The 16,803-nt window shown below is 43.3% G+C and carries 17 protein-coding genes; 10 read left to right on the top strand and 7 right to left on the bottom strand.

The window, feature by feature from the left end; genetic code table 11:
• Positions 1 to 250: 250 nt before the first annotated feature.
• The 3 genes from HMPREF2904_RS10730 to HMPREF2904_RS10720 are packed head-to-tail and all read right to left on the bottom strand — an operon-like array spanning position 251 to position 2,580.
• Positions 251 to 664, bottom strand: coding sequence for a hypothetical protein (locus tag HMPREF2904_RS10730; protein ID WP_141751220.1), 414 nt, complete (start codon positions 662 to 664; stop codon positions 251 to 253).
• Entirely contained in the window at positions 639 to 1,541 is a 903-nt protein-coding gene (locus tag HMPREF2904_RS10725) for a phosphodiester glycosidase family protein (RefSeq protein WP_070662718.1), read from the bottom strand. The genes HMPREF2904_RS10730 and HMPREF2904_RS10725 overlap by 26 nt, the downstream gene beginning before the upstream one ends.
• Complete coding sequence (locus tag HMPREF2904_RS10720) at positions 1,528 to 2,580, bottom strand: bifunctional glycosyltransferase family 2/GtrA family protein (RefSeq protein ID WP_070662716.1); 1,053 nt, start codon at positions 2,578 to 2,580, stop codon at positions 1,528 to 1,530. The genes HMPREF2904_RS10725 and HMPREF2904_RS10720 overlap by 14 nt, the downstream gene beginning before the upstream one ends.
• 278 nt (positions 2,581 to 2,858) lie before the next feature.
• On the opposite strand from HMPREF2904_RS10720, the gene rpsF reads away from it, so the two are divergent.
• From rpsF to HMPREF2904_RS10700, 4 genes are all read left to right on the top strand, one after another.
• Entirely contained in the window at positions 2,859 to 3,149 is a 291-nt protein-coding gene (gene rpsF, locus HMPREF2904_RS10715; RefSeq protein WP_006595679.1) for a 30S ribosomal protein S6, read from the top strand.
• A 26-nt stretch (positions 3,150 to 3,175) separates the two neighbouring features.
• Positions 3,176 to 3,670 carry a single-stranded DNA-binding protein gene (locus HMPREF2904_RS10710; RefSeq protein ID WP_006595680.1) on the top strand — a complete coding sequence of 165 codons (495 nt, stop codon included), beginning with the start codon at positions 3,176 to 3,178 and terminating at the stop codon, positions 3,668 to 3,670.
• Between the two features lie 41 nt (positions 3,671 to 3,711).
• Complete coding sequence (gene rpsR / locus HMPREF2904_RS10705; protein ID WP_000068664.1) at positions 3,712 to 3,951, top strand: 30S ribosomal protein S18; 240 nt, start codon at positions 3,712 to 3,714, stop codon at positions 3,949 to 3,951.
• A 179-nt stretch (positions 3,952 to 4,130) separates the two neighbouring features.
• Positions 4,131 to 4,649 (top strand): GNAT family N-acetyltransferase, encoded by a 519-nt coding sequence (locus HMPREF2904_RS10700; protein ID WP_070662714.1) that lies wholly within the window; start codon positions 4,131 to 4,133, stop codon positions 4,647 to 4,649.
• Between the two features lie 37 nt (positions 4,650 to 4,686).
• On the opposite strand, the gene HMPREF2904_RS10695 is transcribed toward HMPREF2904_RS10700, so the two are convergent.
• Both HMPREF2904_RS10695 and HMPREF2904_RS10690 read right to left on the bottom strand, forming a co-directional pair.
• On the bottom strand, positions 4,687 to 5,361 hold the full coding sequence (locus HMPREF2904_RS10695; protein WP_070662712.1) for a DUF1129 family protein: 675 nt from the start codon (positions 5,359 to 5,361) through the stop codon (positions 4,687 to 4,689).
• Positions 5,362 to 5,389: 28 nt separating this feature from the next.
• Positions 5,390 to 6,334, bottom strand: coding sequence for a magnesium transporter CorA family protein (locus tag HMPREF2904_RS10690; RefSeq protein WP_006597173.1), 945 nt, complete (start codon positions 6,332 to 6,334; stop codon positions 5,390 to 5,392).
• Positions 6,335 to 6,455: 121 nt separating this feature from the next.
• Here HMPREF2904_RS10690 and uvrA point away from each other — a divergent pair, with 121 nt between their 5' ends.
• The 5 genes from uvrA (at position 6,456) to nusB (ending at position 12,046) form a co-directional block, all read left to right on the top strand.
• A complete protein-coding gene (gene uvrA / locus HMPREF2904_RS10685; RefSeq protein ID WP_070662710.1) occupies positions 6,456 to 9,281 on the top strand; it encodes an excinuclease ABC subunit UvrA in 2,826 nt (941 codons plus the stop codon).
• The gene (locus HMPREF2904_RS10680) at positions 9,278 to 10,345 is read left to right on the top strand and encodes a M24 family metallopeptidase (protein ID WP_070586935.1); all 1,068 of its coding nucleotides are present in this window, start codon (positions 9,278 to 9,280) and stop codon (positions 10,343 to 10,345) included. The genes uvrA and HMPREF2904_RS10680 overlap by 4 nt, the downstream gene beginning before the upstream one ends.
• Positions 10,346 to 10,635: 290 nt before the next feature.
• On the top strand, positions 10,636 to 11,196 hold the full coding sequence (gene efp, locus HMPREF2904_RS10675) for an elongation factor P (protein WP_070662707.1): 561 nt from the start codon (positions 10,636 to 10,638) through the stop codon (positions 11,194 to 11,196).
• Positions 11,197 to 11,232: 36 nt separating this feature from the next.
• A complete protein-coding gene (locus HMPREF2904_RS10670) occupies positions 11,233 to 11,622 on the top strand; it encodes an Asp23/Gls24 family envelope stress response protein (RefSeq protein ID WP_003005404.1) in 390 nt (129 codons plus the stop codon).
• The gene (gene nusB, locus HMPREF2904_RS10665) at positions 11,615 to 12,046 is read left to right on the top strand and encodes a transcription antitermination factor NusB (RefSeq protein WP_003008602.1); all 432 of its coding nucleotides are present in this window, start codon (positions 11,615 to 11,617) and stop codon (positions 12,044 to 12,046) included. The genes HMPREF2904_RS10670 and nusB overlap by 8 nt, the downstream gene beginning before the upstream one ends.
• Positions 12,047 to 12,117: 71 nt before the next feature.
• Here nusB and HMPREF2904_RS10660 read toward each other — a convergent pair whose 3' ends face one another.
• Together HMPREF2904_RS10660 and HMPREF2904_RS10655 are read right to left on the bottom strand one after the other, a co-directional pair.
• Entirely contained in the window at positions 12,118 to 13,083 is a 966-nt protein-coding gene (locus tag HMPREF2904_RS10660) for a LacI family DNA-binding transcriptional regulator (protein ID WP_070662704.1), read from the bottom strand.
• Positions 13,064 to 14,518, bottom strand: a complete 1,455-nt coding sequence (locus tag HMPREF2904_RS10655; protein ID WP_070662701.1) for a sucrose-6-phosphate hydrolase — start codon at positions 14,516 to 14,518, stop codon at positions 13,064 to 13,066. The genes HMPREF2904_RS10660 and HMPREF2904_RS10655 overlap by 20 nt, the downstream gene beginning before the upstream one ends.
• Before the next feature lie 378 nt (positions 14,519 to 14,896).
• Between HMPREF2904_RS10655 and HMPREF2904_RS10650 the strand changes: the two genes are divergently transcribed.
• Positions 14,897 to 16,789 carry a sucrose-specific PTS transporter subunit IIBC gene (locus tag HMPREF2904_RS10650; RefSeq protein ID WP_070662698.1) on the top strand — a complete coding sequence of 631 codons (1,893 nt, stop codon included), beginning with the start codon at positions 14,897 to 14,899 and terminating at the stop codon, positions 16,787 to 16,789.
• Positions 16,790 to 16,803: the final 14 nt, after the last annotated feature.

Raw genomic sequence — 16,803 nt, 5'->3', positions numbered from 1 at the left:
GCAGGATTTGTAGCCAGCAAAAAACGTGAAGATTAAGTCGTTCATACGTTAACTTACCCTTAAAAGAGGCTGGGACAAAAGTCCTAGCCTCTCAATTATTTTTGGATTGTCGAGCAAGACGCAGTGGTTGAGTGGGCTCTACTACGCTGATTTCATCAGCTTTTACAGCCCTACTCAACTGTGCGGAGGTGGGACGACGAAATCGAATTCTAACGAATTACCGATTTCTGTCCCACTCTCTTTTGATGTCTTAGGCTGTTCTCTCCACCCATACACTGCGGACAAAGAAGAGGCTGATCAGAGCTAGTGCTAGAAAGGCAACTCCAAGGTAATAATAGGGTTGATCCATTGTAGTAGATCGACCAGATAGGTTGACAATCCCTCGGTAGAGGGCTCCTGCAGTTGCCGTAGCAACCGCTGAGTTCCAAAGATTAAGAGTGATTCGAGAAAGGCCTTTGATAAAAACCTGTAGGCCTATTAAGAGGAGCCCACCGATTAAAGGGATCAAGAAGAGATAGTGCATGAAGGCAGAGGTTTCCCCAAAACTAAAGTGTTCGTAGATGCGACTTCCGACAAAGAAAAATGCTGAGATTAGAGTGTACCAGAGGATGGTCTTTTTCAACCGTTGTTTAATAGGATTAGTAACCGATGTAGACAATGTCACTCACCGCCCTTTCTGAGATAGTACCATTTGTTGTTGGTTTGTTCATAACCTGGCCATTGAAGTAAAGAGTAGAAGATCCACCACCATCAAGGTTGTAGGCTGTTTTGACGCCATACGATTTCATCACTTCGGCTAATTGGTAGAGAGAAAGACCTTCGCTCTCTGAAGTCCGGCCGTCCGAGACAACAATGATGTAGTGGTTTTCATCGATGATCCCAATGGCAGTACGTGGATTAGACGCCATGGATTGACCTACTTCCGAATTGGTATCGACAGTTATTTCTCCATTTTCAACCAAGGAAGGTCCAAAGGCAAGGAGATTGACGACGCCATCTTTGACCAATTGATCCGCAGAGATTTCATCTTCGTAGATAATTTTGAAGGAACCGTCCTTGTAAATGGCTAAGTCGCCATTGCTAGAGTCTTCACGAACCGTATCGCGATAAACCACTCCGTTTCGGATGACATAGCCTGTGCTATTAGCTCCGTAGTAGTCTCCATTGACGGCTAGAATAGCATTGTTTTCAGCTGCAGTGACAGAAGTTTTAGCCGTCACGTTTGTCCCATAGGTATTTTGAGCAAAAGCCGTTTTTAGATAGTCAGAAGAGCTAACCGTAATATCTGCAATGTAAACTTGAGTGTTTTCAACTGTTTTTTCTGTCAGGCTCACCTGGATATTGTCATCGGAGTAACTGGTATCTGTTGTAGTAGCAGTTGCGGCAGCTTGTTCAGCAGCTTTGGTATCAGTGGTCGTAGCTTTGACTGTTTGGATAGCATCGGATAATACAAAGGTTTTGAGCATAGAATAGCTGAAGGAGCTTGTTAGCAGGATGCAGAAACAAGCAGCATAGGTATACGATTTTTTAAAGAATTTCATGAGTAGGTGCAGTCCTTTCCTTGAAAATGATTTTTTTCTGAATCAACCATGAGACGACGAAGAGCAAGAGTCCGACGATCACTTTGCTGAGGAGCAAATGGAGACCGAAGCTTGTATAGAAGAGTCGAATCAAGAGGGTATCGAGAATAAAGAGTCCAATCGCAAGTCCCAAGTATCCACTTCCGGTTCGGGCCAGGCTGTCTTTGTTCTTAAAGACGAGCCGTTTGTTAGTCGAGTAGTTAAAGATGGAGCTGGTCACACGAGCGATCCCGTTTGCAAGGAGGATCCGGAGACTAATCGGCACAGCCATCATCACGAAAAGGAAGAAGGCGTAGACCAGGTAGTCAACGATAAAGCTACTCAGGGAAGAGAGGGCAAACTTGAACATGTCCTTGTAGATCATGAGGCCGTCTCGAATAGGTCGGAAGTGGGACCCTTCATTATCATTGATATAGACTGTTTCAATCGGAACTTCTAAGATGGGGAAGGACTTGCTCGCTGCGAGGAGCACATTCATTTCGTACTCATACCGTTGCCCCTCAATTTCTAACATAAAGGGGATCATATTAGTTGTAAAGGCCCGAAGTCCAGTCTGCGTATCCGTCACAGGGACCCCTGTTTGTTGCTTGAACAAGAAGCGGGTCAACTTATTTCCAAAAGCAGAACGTAAAGGAACTTTGCCTGAAAAGGCGCGTGCCCCTAGAATCAATTGGTTCGGATTTTCTTGCGACTGATTGGCCACGCGGAAGATATCCCATACCTTATGTTGGCCATCGGCATCGGCAGTGATAACTGTCCCGTATTGCCCTTGCTCTTGAATGTAGGTGTAGGCTGTTTTGAGAGCCCCTCCTTTTCCAAGGTTCACTTCGTGGTGAAGGACGGTAGCTAGTCCGTCTAATCTTTCAAAAATAGCTTGGCACTCCTCAGAACTACCATCATCCACAACGATAATGGAGAAGTCACATTTTTCTCTTAATTTTTGAACCAGCTTGAGAAGTTTTTGATCGGGTTGATAAGCGGGGATGACTAAATAATTCATAAGCGTTCCTCGTTTCTTGTTTGTGATGAAGGTAGTATAACGGCTCTTTCTTAAAGGTAACTGATATCAGTTTTCTTTAAGGAAAGGAAGAGATTTCCTTACTGTCAAAAATCTAGAGAAATATATAGAAGAAAAATAAATCTTCTCGAAAAGTATCAAGGGAAGGTATTTTTACTTGCCTTCTATCCCAAAGTCTGGTATAATAGTTTCTTGTGAGCAAACCTCACTTACCCCTTGCAAAGACTTGGGGTCATTAGACCAAAAGGAGGAACATATCAATGGCTAAATACGAAATTCTTTATATTATTCGTCCAAACATTGAAGAAGAAGCTAAAAACGCTTTGGTAGCACGCTTTGACTCTATCTTGACTGACAACGGTGCAACTGTTGTTGAATCAAAAGATTGGGAAAAACGTCGTCTTGCATACGAAATCCAAGATTTCCGTGAAGGACTTTACCACATCGTAAACGTTGAAGCGAACGACGATGCAGCTCTTAACGAGTTCGACCGTCTTTCAAAAATCAACGGTGACATTCTTCGTCACATGATCGTAAAAGTTGACGCGTAAGCCCTAACGAATAAAGAAGGTGACTAATGATTAACAATGTTGTACTTGTAGGTCGTATGACTCGAGATGCTGAGCTTCGTTATACCCCTCAAAATCAGGCTGTTGCGACATTCTCACTCGCGGTTAACCGTAATTTTAAAAACCAAAATGGTGAACGAGATGCGGACTTTATCAACTGTGTGATTTGGCGTCAACAAGCTGAAAATTTAGCGAATTGGGCTAAAAAGGGTGCCTTAGTTGGGATTACAGGTCGTATCCAGACTCGTAATTATGAGAATCAGCAAGGTCAACGTGTTTATGTCACTGAAGTCGTAGCGGACAGCTTCCAATTGTTGGAAAGCCGCGCGAATCGTGAAGGACAAGCAGGTGGTGGTTATGCTTCAGCTGGAGGATTTGCAGGAAATGCAGCTCCAAGCTTTGGAGGATCTGAACCATCAAACGCAACACCAAACTTTGGACGTGATGACAATCCATTCGGAGCTAATCCAATGGACATCTCGGATGACGATCTACCATTCTAAGAATGGGTTTAACGAATTAAAACTATAAAGGAGAAATAAACATGGCTCAACAACGTCGTGGCGGATTCAAACGCCGTAAAAAAGTTGATTACATCGCAGCAAACAAAATTGAATATGTTGATTACAAAGATACTGAGCTTCTTAGCCGTTTCGTTTCAGAACGTGGGAAAATCCTTCCTCGTCGTGTAACTGGAACTTCAGCGAAGAACCAACGTAAAGTAACAACAGCTATCAAACGCGCTCGCGTAATGGCTTTGATGCCTTTCGTAAACGAAGATTAAAGAAAAGACCCGGGTGGGTCTTTTTTTCAGGTCCGGTGGACCTCTTTTTCATAAGCTTGAAAATAAGAAAGCGAATTAAGACCCTTACGGGTCTTTTTTCAGGTCCGGGTGACCTCTTTGAACTTTCCCTAGCTCTAATCGTGTTATAATGTGGGAAGAAATGTATCAAGGAGGGAACTATGAAGGAAGGTGTAATCATCAGGAGGATGATAAAGGCAGATATTGAGCACATCTCTCAAGCCTTTATCCACCAAGGGTGGCCGGGTAGAAAGGATATCTTGACCAGCTATTTTCAGGATCAGGAGAATGGAGAAAGGGACGTATTAGTAGCTGACTTGGATGGATGTGTGGCAGGCTATATCACTATATTGCCTGCTGCCAAGCACGGCCCTTTCGTGGGAGTCTATCCTGAACTATCTGATTTTAATGTTTTTGAACCATTTAGAAATCGAGGGATTGGGTATCAACTCTTAGAGGAGGCAGAAAAAAGAGTCTGGCTACTATCAGAGATTGTTACTTTAGGGGTTGGTTTACACTCAGGTTATGGCCCAGCTCAAAGACTGTATGTCAAACGGGGCTATATCCCAGATGGATCTGGGGTTTGGTTTAGGGATCAGCCCTTGGCCCCTTACAGTTCTTGTGAAAACAATGATGACTTAGTCCTCTATTTTTCAAAAAGGTTGAACAAGGAAATGTAGGAAAACAAAAACGGATGAAAATTTCATCCGTTTATTTTTAGCGTCGTTGAGGTGCTGTATTGGCGCTCTTGATATTGTATTTTTTCTTCAAGTAGAAGCGGAGAAGAAGAGCCCCACCACCGAGTATGAGCATGAACCAGTTTGGTACACGCGGGTTGAGGAATTGTGGAAGCAAAGCAGTGACCATGAGAATCACCACCCAAAGAATCATTGCCAACATTAAGATAGGGAGTGACTTGGTTAGAGCCGGACGTTTCATGCCACGTTTTGAAACATCGTAGTACTGATAGAAGTAGTAATACATCAAATAGAGCACAACCCCACCAGCCAAGCTACCAAGAGTCAAGGTTAGCAGTCCATAAGTGGTTCCCTGAGGTGCAAATAAGTTCATGAAGGCTGAAATCGCAGCAAAGAGACCAAAGACGAGAAGGAAAGAATCTGTGATCATAAGATGAGGAGCATCATTCTCTTTTGGATGCTCTTTTTCGTAGCGTTCCTGATCACTAAAAGCATTGGCCCAAACAGTTGGCGCTCCAAAGAGAGTTCGCGCCGTTACTCCTTTTGGTTGGTTTTCAAAGATAGCTGGAAGAATTTCTTCAATCAGGCTAGTAGCCTCTTCTTCTGTTTTGCCGTTTTCAATCAATTGGTGTTTAGCGATGCGAACGAATTCTTGATTCTTTTTACTTAATTGGGTCAAATCAAATTGAGACATAAATACTCCTTAGTGTTATTAGTAGGTGTTAGAACCATTTTTTATGGATGAGGTAGACAACGAGCGATCCGGTCATGGCAAAGGCAATAAAGATAATGAGCCAGAAAGCATTAGGTTCTCCGTTGAGGGGGAGATCATTGTTTTTAAAGTTCATGCCATAAGCCGAGAAGATCATAGTTGGGATGGACATGACGATGGTCACCATGGCCAAGGTCTTCATGATATTATTCTGGTTGTTGGAGATGATCGATGCGAAGGTATCGGTCATAGAGTGGAGAATGTTTCCATAAATATCTGCCATCTCAATGGCCTGTTGAGTCTCGATCAAGGTATCTTCCAACAGATCCTCGTCTTCCAGGTATTTCTTGATGTTACTAGTGGCACTGGTCAATTTCTTGATCACGCGCTCATTGGTTTTCAGAGAGGCCTTGAAGTAGACGATGGTCTTTTCTAGCTCCATCAGTTCAATCAGCTCCTCATTACGCGTTGACTTGTGCAGTTGACTTTCAATCTGTTCACTCTTGCGATCCAAGGTACGAAGCGCGGTTAAGTAGAGCTCGGCATTGCGATAAAGGATCTGGAAGATGAAGCGGGATCGCATGAAGGTATAGAAATTCCGCAAGCGACGATTGATAAAGGTGTCTAGGAGAGGTAACTCTTCCAAGCAAGTGGTGATGATAGCCTCTTCTGTTAGGATAATTCCCAAAGGGATGGTGACATAGTAGGTCTGATTGTTCCGCTCTTCCTTGATGGGAACGTCTACGATGATCAAGGTATACTCATCTTCGATGGTCATACGGGACATTTCTTCCGCATCGAGTGGTGCTCGTAAGTCGGCAATATCGATGTTAAAAGCAGAGGCGATTTCCATCGATTCACTTTGGGAAGGATTGACAAGGTTGATCCAGCTACCGGGTTCCAGTGTCTCTATTTCTTTAAATTCAGTCGTTGTCGATAAAAAGACCTGTTTCATGGTGCCTCCCCTTGTTTTTTTACACCTTAACATTATAACAGAAAAAGCACGCTTTTGGATAAAAGAATACTGAAAAATTTGATATAATGAAGGATAAATAAATTGATGAAAAGTGGAAGAAATGCTCGATAAAATTGTCATTCATGGAGCGCGTGCTCATAATTTAAAAAATATTGATGTTGAAATTCCTCGAGATAAGCTGGTCGTGGTCACTGGTCTATCAGGTTCTGGGAAATCGAGCTTAGCCTTTGACACTCTCTATGCAGAAGGACAAAGACGTTATGTAGAGAGCCTGTCAGCTTATGCTCGTCAGTTTTTAGGAAATATGGAAAAACCCGATGTGGACTCGATTGATGGCCTAAGTCCAGCCATTTCCATTGACCAAAAAACAACCAGCAAAAATCCGCGGTCAACGGTTGGAACGACAACAGAAATTAACGATTACTTACGCCTTCTATATGCTCGTGTGGGGACTCCTTACTGTATCAACGGCCATGGAGCGATTACGGCTTCTTCGGTCGAGCAGATTGTAGACCAAGTTTTGGAATTGCCAGAGCGCCAACGCCTGCAAATTCTAGCGCCCATCGTTCGTAAGAAAAAAGGCCAACATAAGAATATCATCGAAAAGGTGCAAAAAGACGGCTATGTCCGGGTGCGGGTCGATGGTGAGATCTATGATGTGACAGAGGTTCCAGAACTGTCTAAAAGCAAGCAGCACACGATTGAAGTAGTTGTGGACCGAATCGTGATCAAAGAGGGCATCCGCTCGCGGCTCTTTGATTCGATTGAAGCAGCCCTTCGGATTGCGGATGGTTATGTGGTGATTGATACCATGGATGGCAAGGAACTGCTCTTTTCGGAGCATTATGCATGTCCAGTCTGTGGCTTTACCGTTCCTGAATTAGAGCCCCGCCTCTTTTCTTTCAATGCGCCTTTCGGATCTTGTCCAGACTGTGATGGGCTGGGGATTAAGCTAGAAGTGGACTTGGATCTGGTGGTGCCAGATGATTGCTTAACCCTTCGTGAAGGAGCCCTTGCTCCTTGGAATCCGATCTCTTCCAACTACTATCCACAGATGTTGGAGCAGGCCATGATCCATTTTGGCGTTGATATGGACCGACCTTTTTCCGATCTTTCTCAAGAAGAAAAGGACTTGGTCCTCTATGGGTCAAACGGGAAGGAATTCCACTTCCACTATGAAAATGAGTTTGGTGGGGTTCGGGATATCGAGATTCCTTTTGAAGGGGTCGTAAACAATATTTACCGTCGTTTCCGTGAGACCAATAGTGATTTCACCCGCAACCAAATGCGCTCTTATATGAACGAATTGACCTGTGCGACCTGCCACGGCTACCGTCTCAATGACCAAGCTCTCTCTGTTCGTGTCGGAGGAGAAAAGGGGATGCATATCGGGGAAGTGTCAGATCTATCAATTGCGGACCACTTAAAAGCCGTGGACCAGCTGGTCTTAACGGACAATGAAGCTACGATTGCAAGACCGATCCTAAAAGAGATTAAGGATCGCTTGACCTTCTTAAACAATGTGGGACTCAATTACTTGACCTTGTCACGATCGGCTGGGACCTTATCGGGTGGAGAAAGCCAGCGTATTCGTTTGGCAACCCAGATCGGTTCCAACCTCTCTGGTGTCCTTTACATCTTGGATGAGCCGTCTATCGGCCTCCATCAAAGGGACAATGACCGCTTGATTGCCAGTCTCAAGAAGATGCGCGATTTAGGCAACACCTTGATCGTCGTCGAACATGATGAAGATACCATGAGAGAGGCAGACTACCTGATCGATGTTGGCCCAGGTGCCGGTGTCTTTGGGGGAGAGATCGTTGCAGCAGGAACTCCAAAGCAGGTGGCGCGCAACAGCAAATCCATCACTGGACAGTACTTGTCCGGCAAACGCAAGATTCCGGTTCCAACGGAACGCCGTTCGGGGAATGGCCGCTATATTGAAATTACAGGGGCAAGTGAGAACAACTTACAAGACATCACAGCGCGCTTTCCTCTGGGCAAATTCATCGCAGTCACTGGAGTTTCCGGTTCTGGGAAATCGACCTTGATCAATGGCATCTTGAAAAAAGCCATCGCTCAAAAGCTCAACCGCAATTCGGAAAAACCAGGGAAATACAAGACGATTCAGGGGATTGAGCATATCGATCGCTTGATCGACATTGATCAAAGCCCGATTGGTCGGACTCCTCGTTCCAATCCAGCGACCTATACAGGCGTCTTCGATGACATTCGCGATCTCTTTGCTCAGACCAATGAAGCCAAAATTCGGGGCTATAAAAAAGGCCGCTTTAGTTTCAATGTTAAGGGCGGGCGTTGTGAAGCCTGCTCAGGAGATGGGATCATCAAGATTGAAATGCACTTCTTGCCGGATGTCTTTGTTCCTTGTGAGGTCTGCCATGGACGTCGTTACAATAGTGAGACCCTCGAAGTCCACTACAAGGAAAAAAATATTGCAGAAGTGCTGGATATGACGGTCAATAAGGCAGTTGAATTCTTCAAGCACATTCCAAAAATTGAACGCAAACTCAAGACCATCCAAGATGTGGGCTTGGGCTATGTAACGCTGGGGCAACCAGCGACCACCCTTTCAGGTGGGGAAGCGCAGCGGATGAAGTTGGCTTCTGAATTGCACAAGCGCTCTACAGGAAAATCCTTCTATATCTTGGATGAACCAACGACTGGACTCCATACCGAAGATATTTCTCGCTTGATCAAAGTCTTAGAGCGATTTGTGGATGATGGCAATACAGTCCTTGTGATTGAGCACAATTTGGATGTCATTAAGACAGCAGATCATATCATCGATTTAGGACCCGAAGGCGGTGTCGGTGGCGGAACCATTATTGCGACCGGAACACCAGAAGAAGTAGCAGCAAATCCTGCTAGCTACACAGGACAATATTTGAAAGGAAAATTACAATGAATCAACGGATCAGCAACTTAAGAAACAAAATGAAAGCCCAAAACCTCAAAGCGGTATTGATTAACAATTTGAAAAATGTTTATTATTTGACCAATTTCTGGGGTTCAAACGGGACCGCTTTGGTGACAGAAGAACGCGTGGTCCTCTTTACAGATTCGCGCTACACCATCCATGCCCATGCGACTTGTTTCCCCTTTGTAGAGATTGTGGAAACCCGCGATGAGTTGACTGCAGCTGCAGAGATCGTTAAGGACCTTGGAATCAAAGAACTTGGTTTTGAGGATGAAGTGACGGTAGCCTACCATGCCCGCATGGCTTCTGTTTTCAGCGGCATCAGCCTTCAATCCCTAGCGAATTTTGTCATGGAATTGCGCTTGATTAAGGATGAAACTGAGATTGCGGCCATTAAAAAAGCTTGTAGCATCTCTGACCAAGCCTTCCATGATATTTTGGACTATATCAAGGTTGGAAAAACGACAGAGTTGGAAGCAGCGACTTTCCTCGACTTTAGAATGCGGGAGTTGGGGGCTTCTGGTGTATCTTTTGATATTATCTCAGCAGCTGGTGAACGCTCGGCTATGCCTCATGCGACTCCAAGTGATCGGGTGATTTCAACAGGAGATGCTTTGACCCTTGATTTTGGTTGCTTGTATGGCCACTATGTCAGCGATATGACACGGACTATCTATGCAGGACATGTCAGCGACAAGGAAAGAGAAATTTACGAAACCGTTTTGAAAGCTAATCAAGCCTTGATTGATGCTGCTAAAGATGGACTTGGCTTCCGTGATTTTGATAAAATCCCACGTGATGTGATCGAGGCAGCCGGCTATGGTCAATACTTTACTCATGGAATCGGTCATGGAATTGGGCTAGATATCCACGAAGAACCATACTTCAGCCAAACGTCTAAAGAAGTGATTCAAGCAGGGATGGTCTTGACAGATGAGCCAGGGATTTATATCGAAGGCCTCTCTGGTGTGCGGATCGAAGATGACCTCTTGATCACAGAAACAGGCTGTGAAGTCTTGACCCTTGCTCCTAAAGAATTGATTGTCCTATAAAATATACGTTTCTCTTAACTTCTGTTTAGACAGAGATGTGAAGAGAAGACTATGAAATGAATTGTAGAGGAATTCTTCTCCCAGACATCTTATTTGGAGCCCTATCCATTTTGGTATAGGAACTAACAGAACAAAACACGAAAGAAGCAAGGGGTAATTTGGATGTGGATGGATCAAGGGCGATCCATAGCAATCCTTTCTTCTCCAAAAGAGGTAATTGCTGTTTGAGAAAAATCAAATAGTGTGTTACAATAAAGAGTAATCTATTTTTAAAAAAGAGGTAATAAAACATGATCGAAGCAAGTAAATTGAAAGCTGGTATGACTTTTGAAACAGCTGACGGAAAATTGATCCGCGTTTTGGAAGCTAGCCACCACAAACCAGGTAAAGGAAATACTATCATGCGTATGAAATTGCGTGATGTCCGTACTGGTTCAACATTTGATACAAGCTACCGTCCAGAAGAAAAATTTGAACAAGCGATTATCGAAACTGTTCCAGCTCAATACTTGTACAAAATGGATGATACAGCTTACTTCATGAACACAGAAACATATGACCAATATGAAATTCCAGTTGTGAACGTAGAACAAGAATTGCTTTACATCCTTGAAAACTCAGAAGTAAAAATTCAATTCTACGGAAGCGAAGTCATCGGTGTAACAGTTCCTACAACTGTTGAATTGACTGTTGTAGAAACTCAACCATCTATCAAAGGTGCTACTGTGACAGGTTCTGGTAAACCAGCTACAATGGAAACTGGCCTTGTGGTAAACGTTCCAGACTTCATCGAAGCAGGACAAAAATTGATTATCAATACAGCTGAAGGAACTTACGTTTCTCGTGCATAAGAGACATCTCAGGGTGTCAAATAGAAAGGAACTTCTATGGCAACTGAACAATTTGGTGACATCGTTATTGCACCACGTGTATTAGAAAAAATTATTGCGATTGCGACAGCAAAAGTAGAGGGTGTCTATTCGCTTGAAAACAAGAGTGTTTCAGATAGCTTGTCCAAACGCTCACTTGGACGTGGCGTCTACCTTCATACAGAAGAAGATGGTCAAGTTTCAGTAGACATCTATCTCTATTTAGAATACGGAGTGGCTGTACCATCTGTCGCTGTAGCCATTCAAAAAGCGGTTAAGTCTGCAGTTTATGATATGGCAGATGTAACCTTGGATGCTGTCAACATTCACGTTGTCGGTATCGCAACGGAAAAATCTCCAAAACCAGACTTGAAAGACTTGTTTAATGAGGACTTCCTCAATGACTGATGAAATTTTATTAGAATCACGTCGAGATTTGCGTGAGCGCGCCTTCCAAGCCTTGATGGCCTTGGAATACGATGGAGACATTGTTGAAGCTTGTCGCTTTGCTTATCTACATGACAAGGACCTGGCAGAAGACAAAGAAGTCGATCTTCCTGCCTTTCTCATGAATCTCGTGACGGGTGTCTATCAGTCAAAAGATCAACTAGACCAACAAATCGGTCAACATTTGAAAACCGGCTGGACTGTTGAGCGCTTGACCTTGGTAGAGAAAAACATCCTTCGTCTAGGAATTTATGAAATGACAGAGTTTGATACACCACAGATCGTCGCAGTCAATGAAGCGGTGGAATTGGCCAAGGCCTTTTCGGATGAAACCTCTTCACGATTTGTCAACGGTGTCCTCAGTCAATTTGTGACAGAAGAATAAGTAAAAAGAGCCTACTGGCTCTTTTTTTGGTAAAAAATATCCCCACAGTTTCTACTGAGGGGGTATTGCTTTTAGACACTTTTTCCAGAGTGGAGACTAACGGGCAAGAAATAACCGGTAGTTGCTACTTTTTTTCCTTCGATCTTTTGGAGCAAAAGATCCACCATGAGGATAGCAATGTCTTTGAGGGGTTGTTGGATGGTTGTCAGTTCAGGTGTATAGGTCTCGATGAACTGGGTTCCATCATAACCAATTACCTTCAAATCCTGAGGAATCTGAATATCTGATTCTCTAGCGACTTTCATGATCAAGATCGCCGTCAAATCATCGGATGCAAAGATAGCATCTGGTTTATGGTGGGTTAAAATCTGTTTGATTTCCATTTCTTTGCGAATAGGGGAGAAATCACTGGAAACATTAATGATCATGGACTCAGGTAGAACCGATGCAAACCCCGCATGACGCAAGCCTGTTGGGGAGTTGGAGTTGTCATTACCTGTGATCATGATAATATTTCGGGCTCCGGTTTTTACTAAAGTTTCTGCTGCAAGTACTCCACCAGCGTAGTTGTCTGAAGAGACAACCGGAATTTCTGGGGAGAGGTTGCGGTCAAAAGCAATGATAGGAGCAGTTACCCGGTTGTAATCTTCAATGCCCAAATTATGGCTTCCTGAAATGATGCCATCTACCTGGTTGGCTTCCAACATCTCAATATATTCGCGCTCTTTTTCAGAGTCGTGTTCACTATTGCAGATGATGGTTTTATAGCCGTGTTTGAAGAGTTGGTGCTCTAGTTTGTCGATTAATTCAGCATAGAAAACATTACTGATGTTGGGAAAGATCAAGCCGACTAACTTGGCTGATTTTCCTTGGAGGCTACGAGCAACATTGTTAGGTTTATAGCCCAATTCTCGCATGGCTTCTTGGACTTTTTGGATCGTTTTTTCAGACAGGTATCCTTTTTTATTGATGACCCGTGAGACAGTAGTAGGGCTGACACCGGCGAGTTTGGCGACATCAGTTAGCTTTGCGACCATAATCAAGTTCGTAGTAAGTTCCAGTAGGGGTTCCGGACTTGATCAAGATTCCATTTTGATCCGCATGTGGGTAGACCCGACCAGAAAATACTTTTTCTCCTTTATTGATAAAGATTTCAAAAATTGAATTGTCAATGAAAATATTAGCGGTTGTCGCTTGGTTAGCGATTGGGTAGCTACGGCTCGTACCGAATTCTTGGGCATATTGCTCACCAGCCTGGCTTCGATCGACTGTGACCAATCCTATAGCCAGATCAAATGTGAGAACTAAGCCCTTTCCTTCTGCATCGGCAAAGAGGACGATTTCGTTCTGGCTATCCTTTTCAAACTGCAATTCCAATTCATAGCAGTTCTTGGTTTGTGCCTTGTTGGCAAATGCCTCACTCTCAGCGCGCAAGTCCTTGATCGCTTCAACTGGGTATTGGTAGAGCTTGCCATCTTTGATAGTTAATTCTTTGACCAGTGAGAGAGCTCCTTGGTAGTCATAGGAATCTGTTGGATAAGAAACGTCTGGAAGACCTAGCCAGCTAACAGCATAGGCACGTCCATCGGGAGCATTAAATCCTTGAGTCGCATAGGCTTCAAAACCATAGTCGAGATTATGCAATTCAGATACATCAACCATTTTGGCCTTTTCTGGGTCAAAGCTTGCCCCAATCTTGTACATATTTGGATAGATATTGTCATAAACGAGAACGGATTTATCTAAGCCTTGAGGACAGTAGAGGAGAACGGGTTGGTCTCCAACAAAGACTAGGTTGGGACATTCCATCATATAAGCTGTCCGATCGTTTGCAAAATCCAAGTCACCGACTGCAACCCAGTTGGTATAGTCGTTATCTACAGCCTTATAGAGACGGATGAATCCTTTCTTCTCAAGGTCTTGACCACCAACGATAGCGTAGTATTGACCCTTGAAATTAAAAATCTGAGGATCACGGAAGTGATCAGTGGAGTCAGCCGGTTGATCAATCAAGATTTTGTCAATTTTTTCAATCTTTCCGTCTTTGTCCATTAAAGCACCGACTTGGTAGGGATGACGGACCCATTCAGCATCACGAACATTTCCAGTATAGAATAAGAAAAGTTTGTCATCAAACTGCATAGCAGAACCAGAATAAGCTCCGTGGCTATCCAGATCTGTGTCTGGAAGAAGCGTTACCCCAGTTTCTTTGAAATGAACCAAGTCTTCACTTTCTGTTTGTACCCATGATTTTAACCCATGGGCGGCACCAAATGGGAAATTTTGGTAAAACAAGATCCATTTTCCATCAAAGTAGGAAAAACCGTTAGGATCATTTAAGAGACCAGCTTTTGGCTCAACATGATAGTGTGTATGCCAAGGAGATTTCTCCATAAGATCTTGGATGGCTTGCTTTTCCTCCCTTGTCCAGTCTTCGTAACGTCGATAACGACGTTCAGTTGTCCATTCCATTTTATTCCTCCGAATTTTTTCTTACTTCCATAGTACAGATTTCCCATTAAAAATGCAAGTGATAAATGGAAAAAACAGCTAAAAATGTCAAACGCTTGACATCTACAAGAAGGTGTTTTAAAGAGGTTTAAAAATGAAAACGAATGAAAATATGAAAGTTTTTGAAAACAAAAAACTAGGAATCACCCTTTGACAGCGTTATTAAAGCGATTGTGCAAATGAAAATTCTTACATTCTATCAAAAGCTGTCGAAATAGTTTAAAAAGTTTCAAAAAAATCCTGCAAAACGGTTGACATATTTTCAATACGTGGTACAATTGAAAACGTAGAAACGGTTTAACCGTTTACATTACAAAAAAACAAGGAGATTTTTGCAAAATGTCAAATACAGAAATTGCAAAGCAGGTCATCGATGCAATCGGTGGGGTTGAGAACGTTAGCAGTGTTGCTCACTGTGCGACTCGTCTTCGCGTGATGGTAAAAGATGAATCAAAAATCAACAAAGATGTTGTTGAGAATATCGAAAAAGTACAAGGTGCTTTCTTTAACTCAGGTCAATACCAAATCATCTTTGGTACTGGTACTGTAAACAAGATCTACGATGAAGTAGTAGCTCTTGGATTACCAACCTCAACTAAGGCTGAGATGAAAGCTGAAGCAGCTAAACAAGGGAATTGGTTCCAACGCGCGATCCGTACTTTCGGTGATGTCTTTGTACCAATTATTCCAGTTATTGTTGCGACTGGTCTTTTCATGGGTGTTCGTGGTTTAGTGAATGCCCTTGGTGTGACTCTACCAGAAGATATCACAACTTACACTCAAATCTTAACAGATACAGCCTTTATTATCTTGCCAGGTCTTGTTGTTTGGTCAACTTTCCGTGTATTTGGTGGGAATCCGGCAGTGGGTATTGTACTTGGTATGATGCTTGTTTCAGGTTCACTTCCAAATGCTTGGGCTGTTGCTAGTGGTGGTGAAGTGACTGCCATGAAATTCTTTGGCTTCGTTCCGGTTGTAGGTTTGCAAGGGTCTGTTCTTCCAGCCTTTATTATCGGGGTTCTTGGTGCAAAATTTGAAAAATCACTCCGAAAAGTAGTTCCGGATGTATTAGATCTTTTGGTTACTCCATTCGTGACACTCTTCGTGATGTCAATTCTTGGATTATTCGTTATTGGGCCAGTTTTCCACGTAGTTGAAACGTATATCTTAATTGGTACAAAAGCAATTCTTAGCTTGCCATTTGGTCTTGGTGGATTGCTCATTGGTGGAGTTCACCAATTGATTGTCGTATCTGGTGTCCACCATATCTTTAACTTGCTTGAAGTTCAATTGTTAGCAGCCGATCATGCTAATCCGTTTAATGCGATCATTACTGCAGCAATGACAGCCCAAGGTGCTGCGACAGTTGCAGTAGCTGTGAAAACTAAAAATGCAAAATTGAAAGCTTTAGCTTTCCCAGCAGCACTTTCTGCTTTCCTCGGTATCACTGAGCCTGCTATCTTCGGGGTTAACTTGCGTTTCCGTAAACCATTCTTCCTTTCATTGATCGCAGGTGCAATCGGTGGTGGATTGGCATCTCTCCTTGGACTTGCTGGAACAGGTAATGGTATCACTATCATTCCTGGTACAATGCTTTATATTGGTAATGGTCAACTTGCTCAATATTTGCTTATGGTAGCAGTTTCATTTGCGCTTGGATTTGCATTGACTTACATGTTTGGTTATGAAGATGAAGCTCCTGTGGTTGCTTCTGAAAATGCGACAACTGAACGTCTGGTTGAAGAAGAAACAACTGGAAATGTTCCTGCATCTCTTCAAGATGAAACGATCATCTCACCTATCGTTGGTAGTGCTGTAGCGCTTGCTGATGTGAATGATCCTGTCTTCTCAAGTGGAGCGATGGGACAAGGGATTGCCATCAAACCAACTGAAGGCGTTGTCTATGCACCAGCTGATGCTGAAGTAACCATTGCTTTTGCAACTGGTCATGCTTACGGTTTGAAAACAGCTAATGGTGCTGAAATCTTGATCCACGTTGGGATTGATACAGTATCAATGAATGGTGAAGGATTTGATCAAAAAGTAGCTCAAGGTGATAAAGTGAAAGCTGGTGATATCCTTGGTACATTTGATGCAGCGAAAATCGCCGCAGCTGGTCTTGAAGACACAACCATGGTGATCGTCACTAACACAGCTGACTTTGCCTCTGTCACACCTGTTGCAACTGGATCTGTTGCGAAGGGTGATGCCATCATCGAAGTCAAAGCTTAATCGAATCAATAAGT

This window comes from Streptococcus sp. HMSC072G04 (genome assembly GCF_001813295.1).
Lineage (GTDB): Bacteria > Bacillota > Bacilli > Lactobacillales > Streptococcaceae > Streptococcus.
Note: the sequence above shows the minus strand (reverse complement) of the source record. Positions and strands in the feature narration are given on the sequence as shown.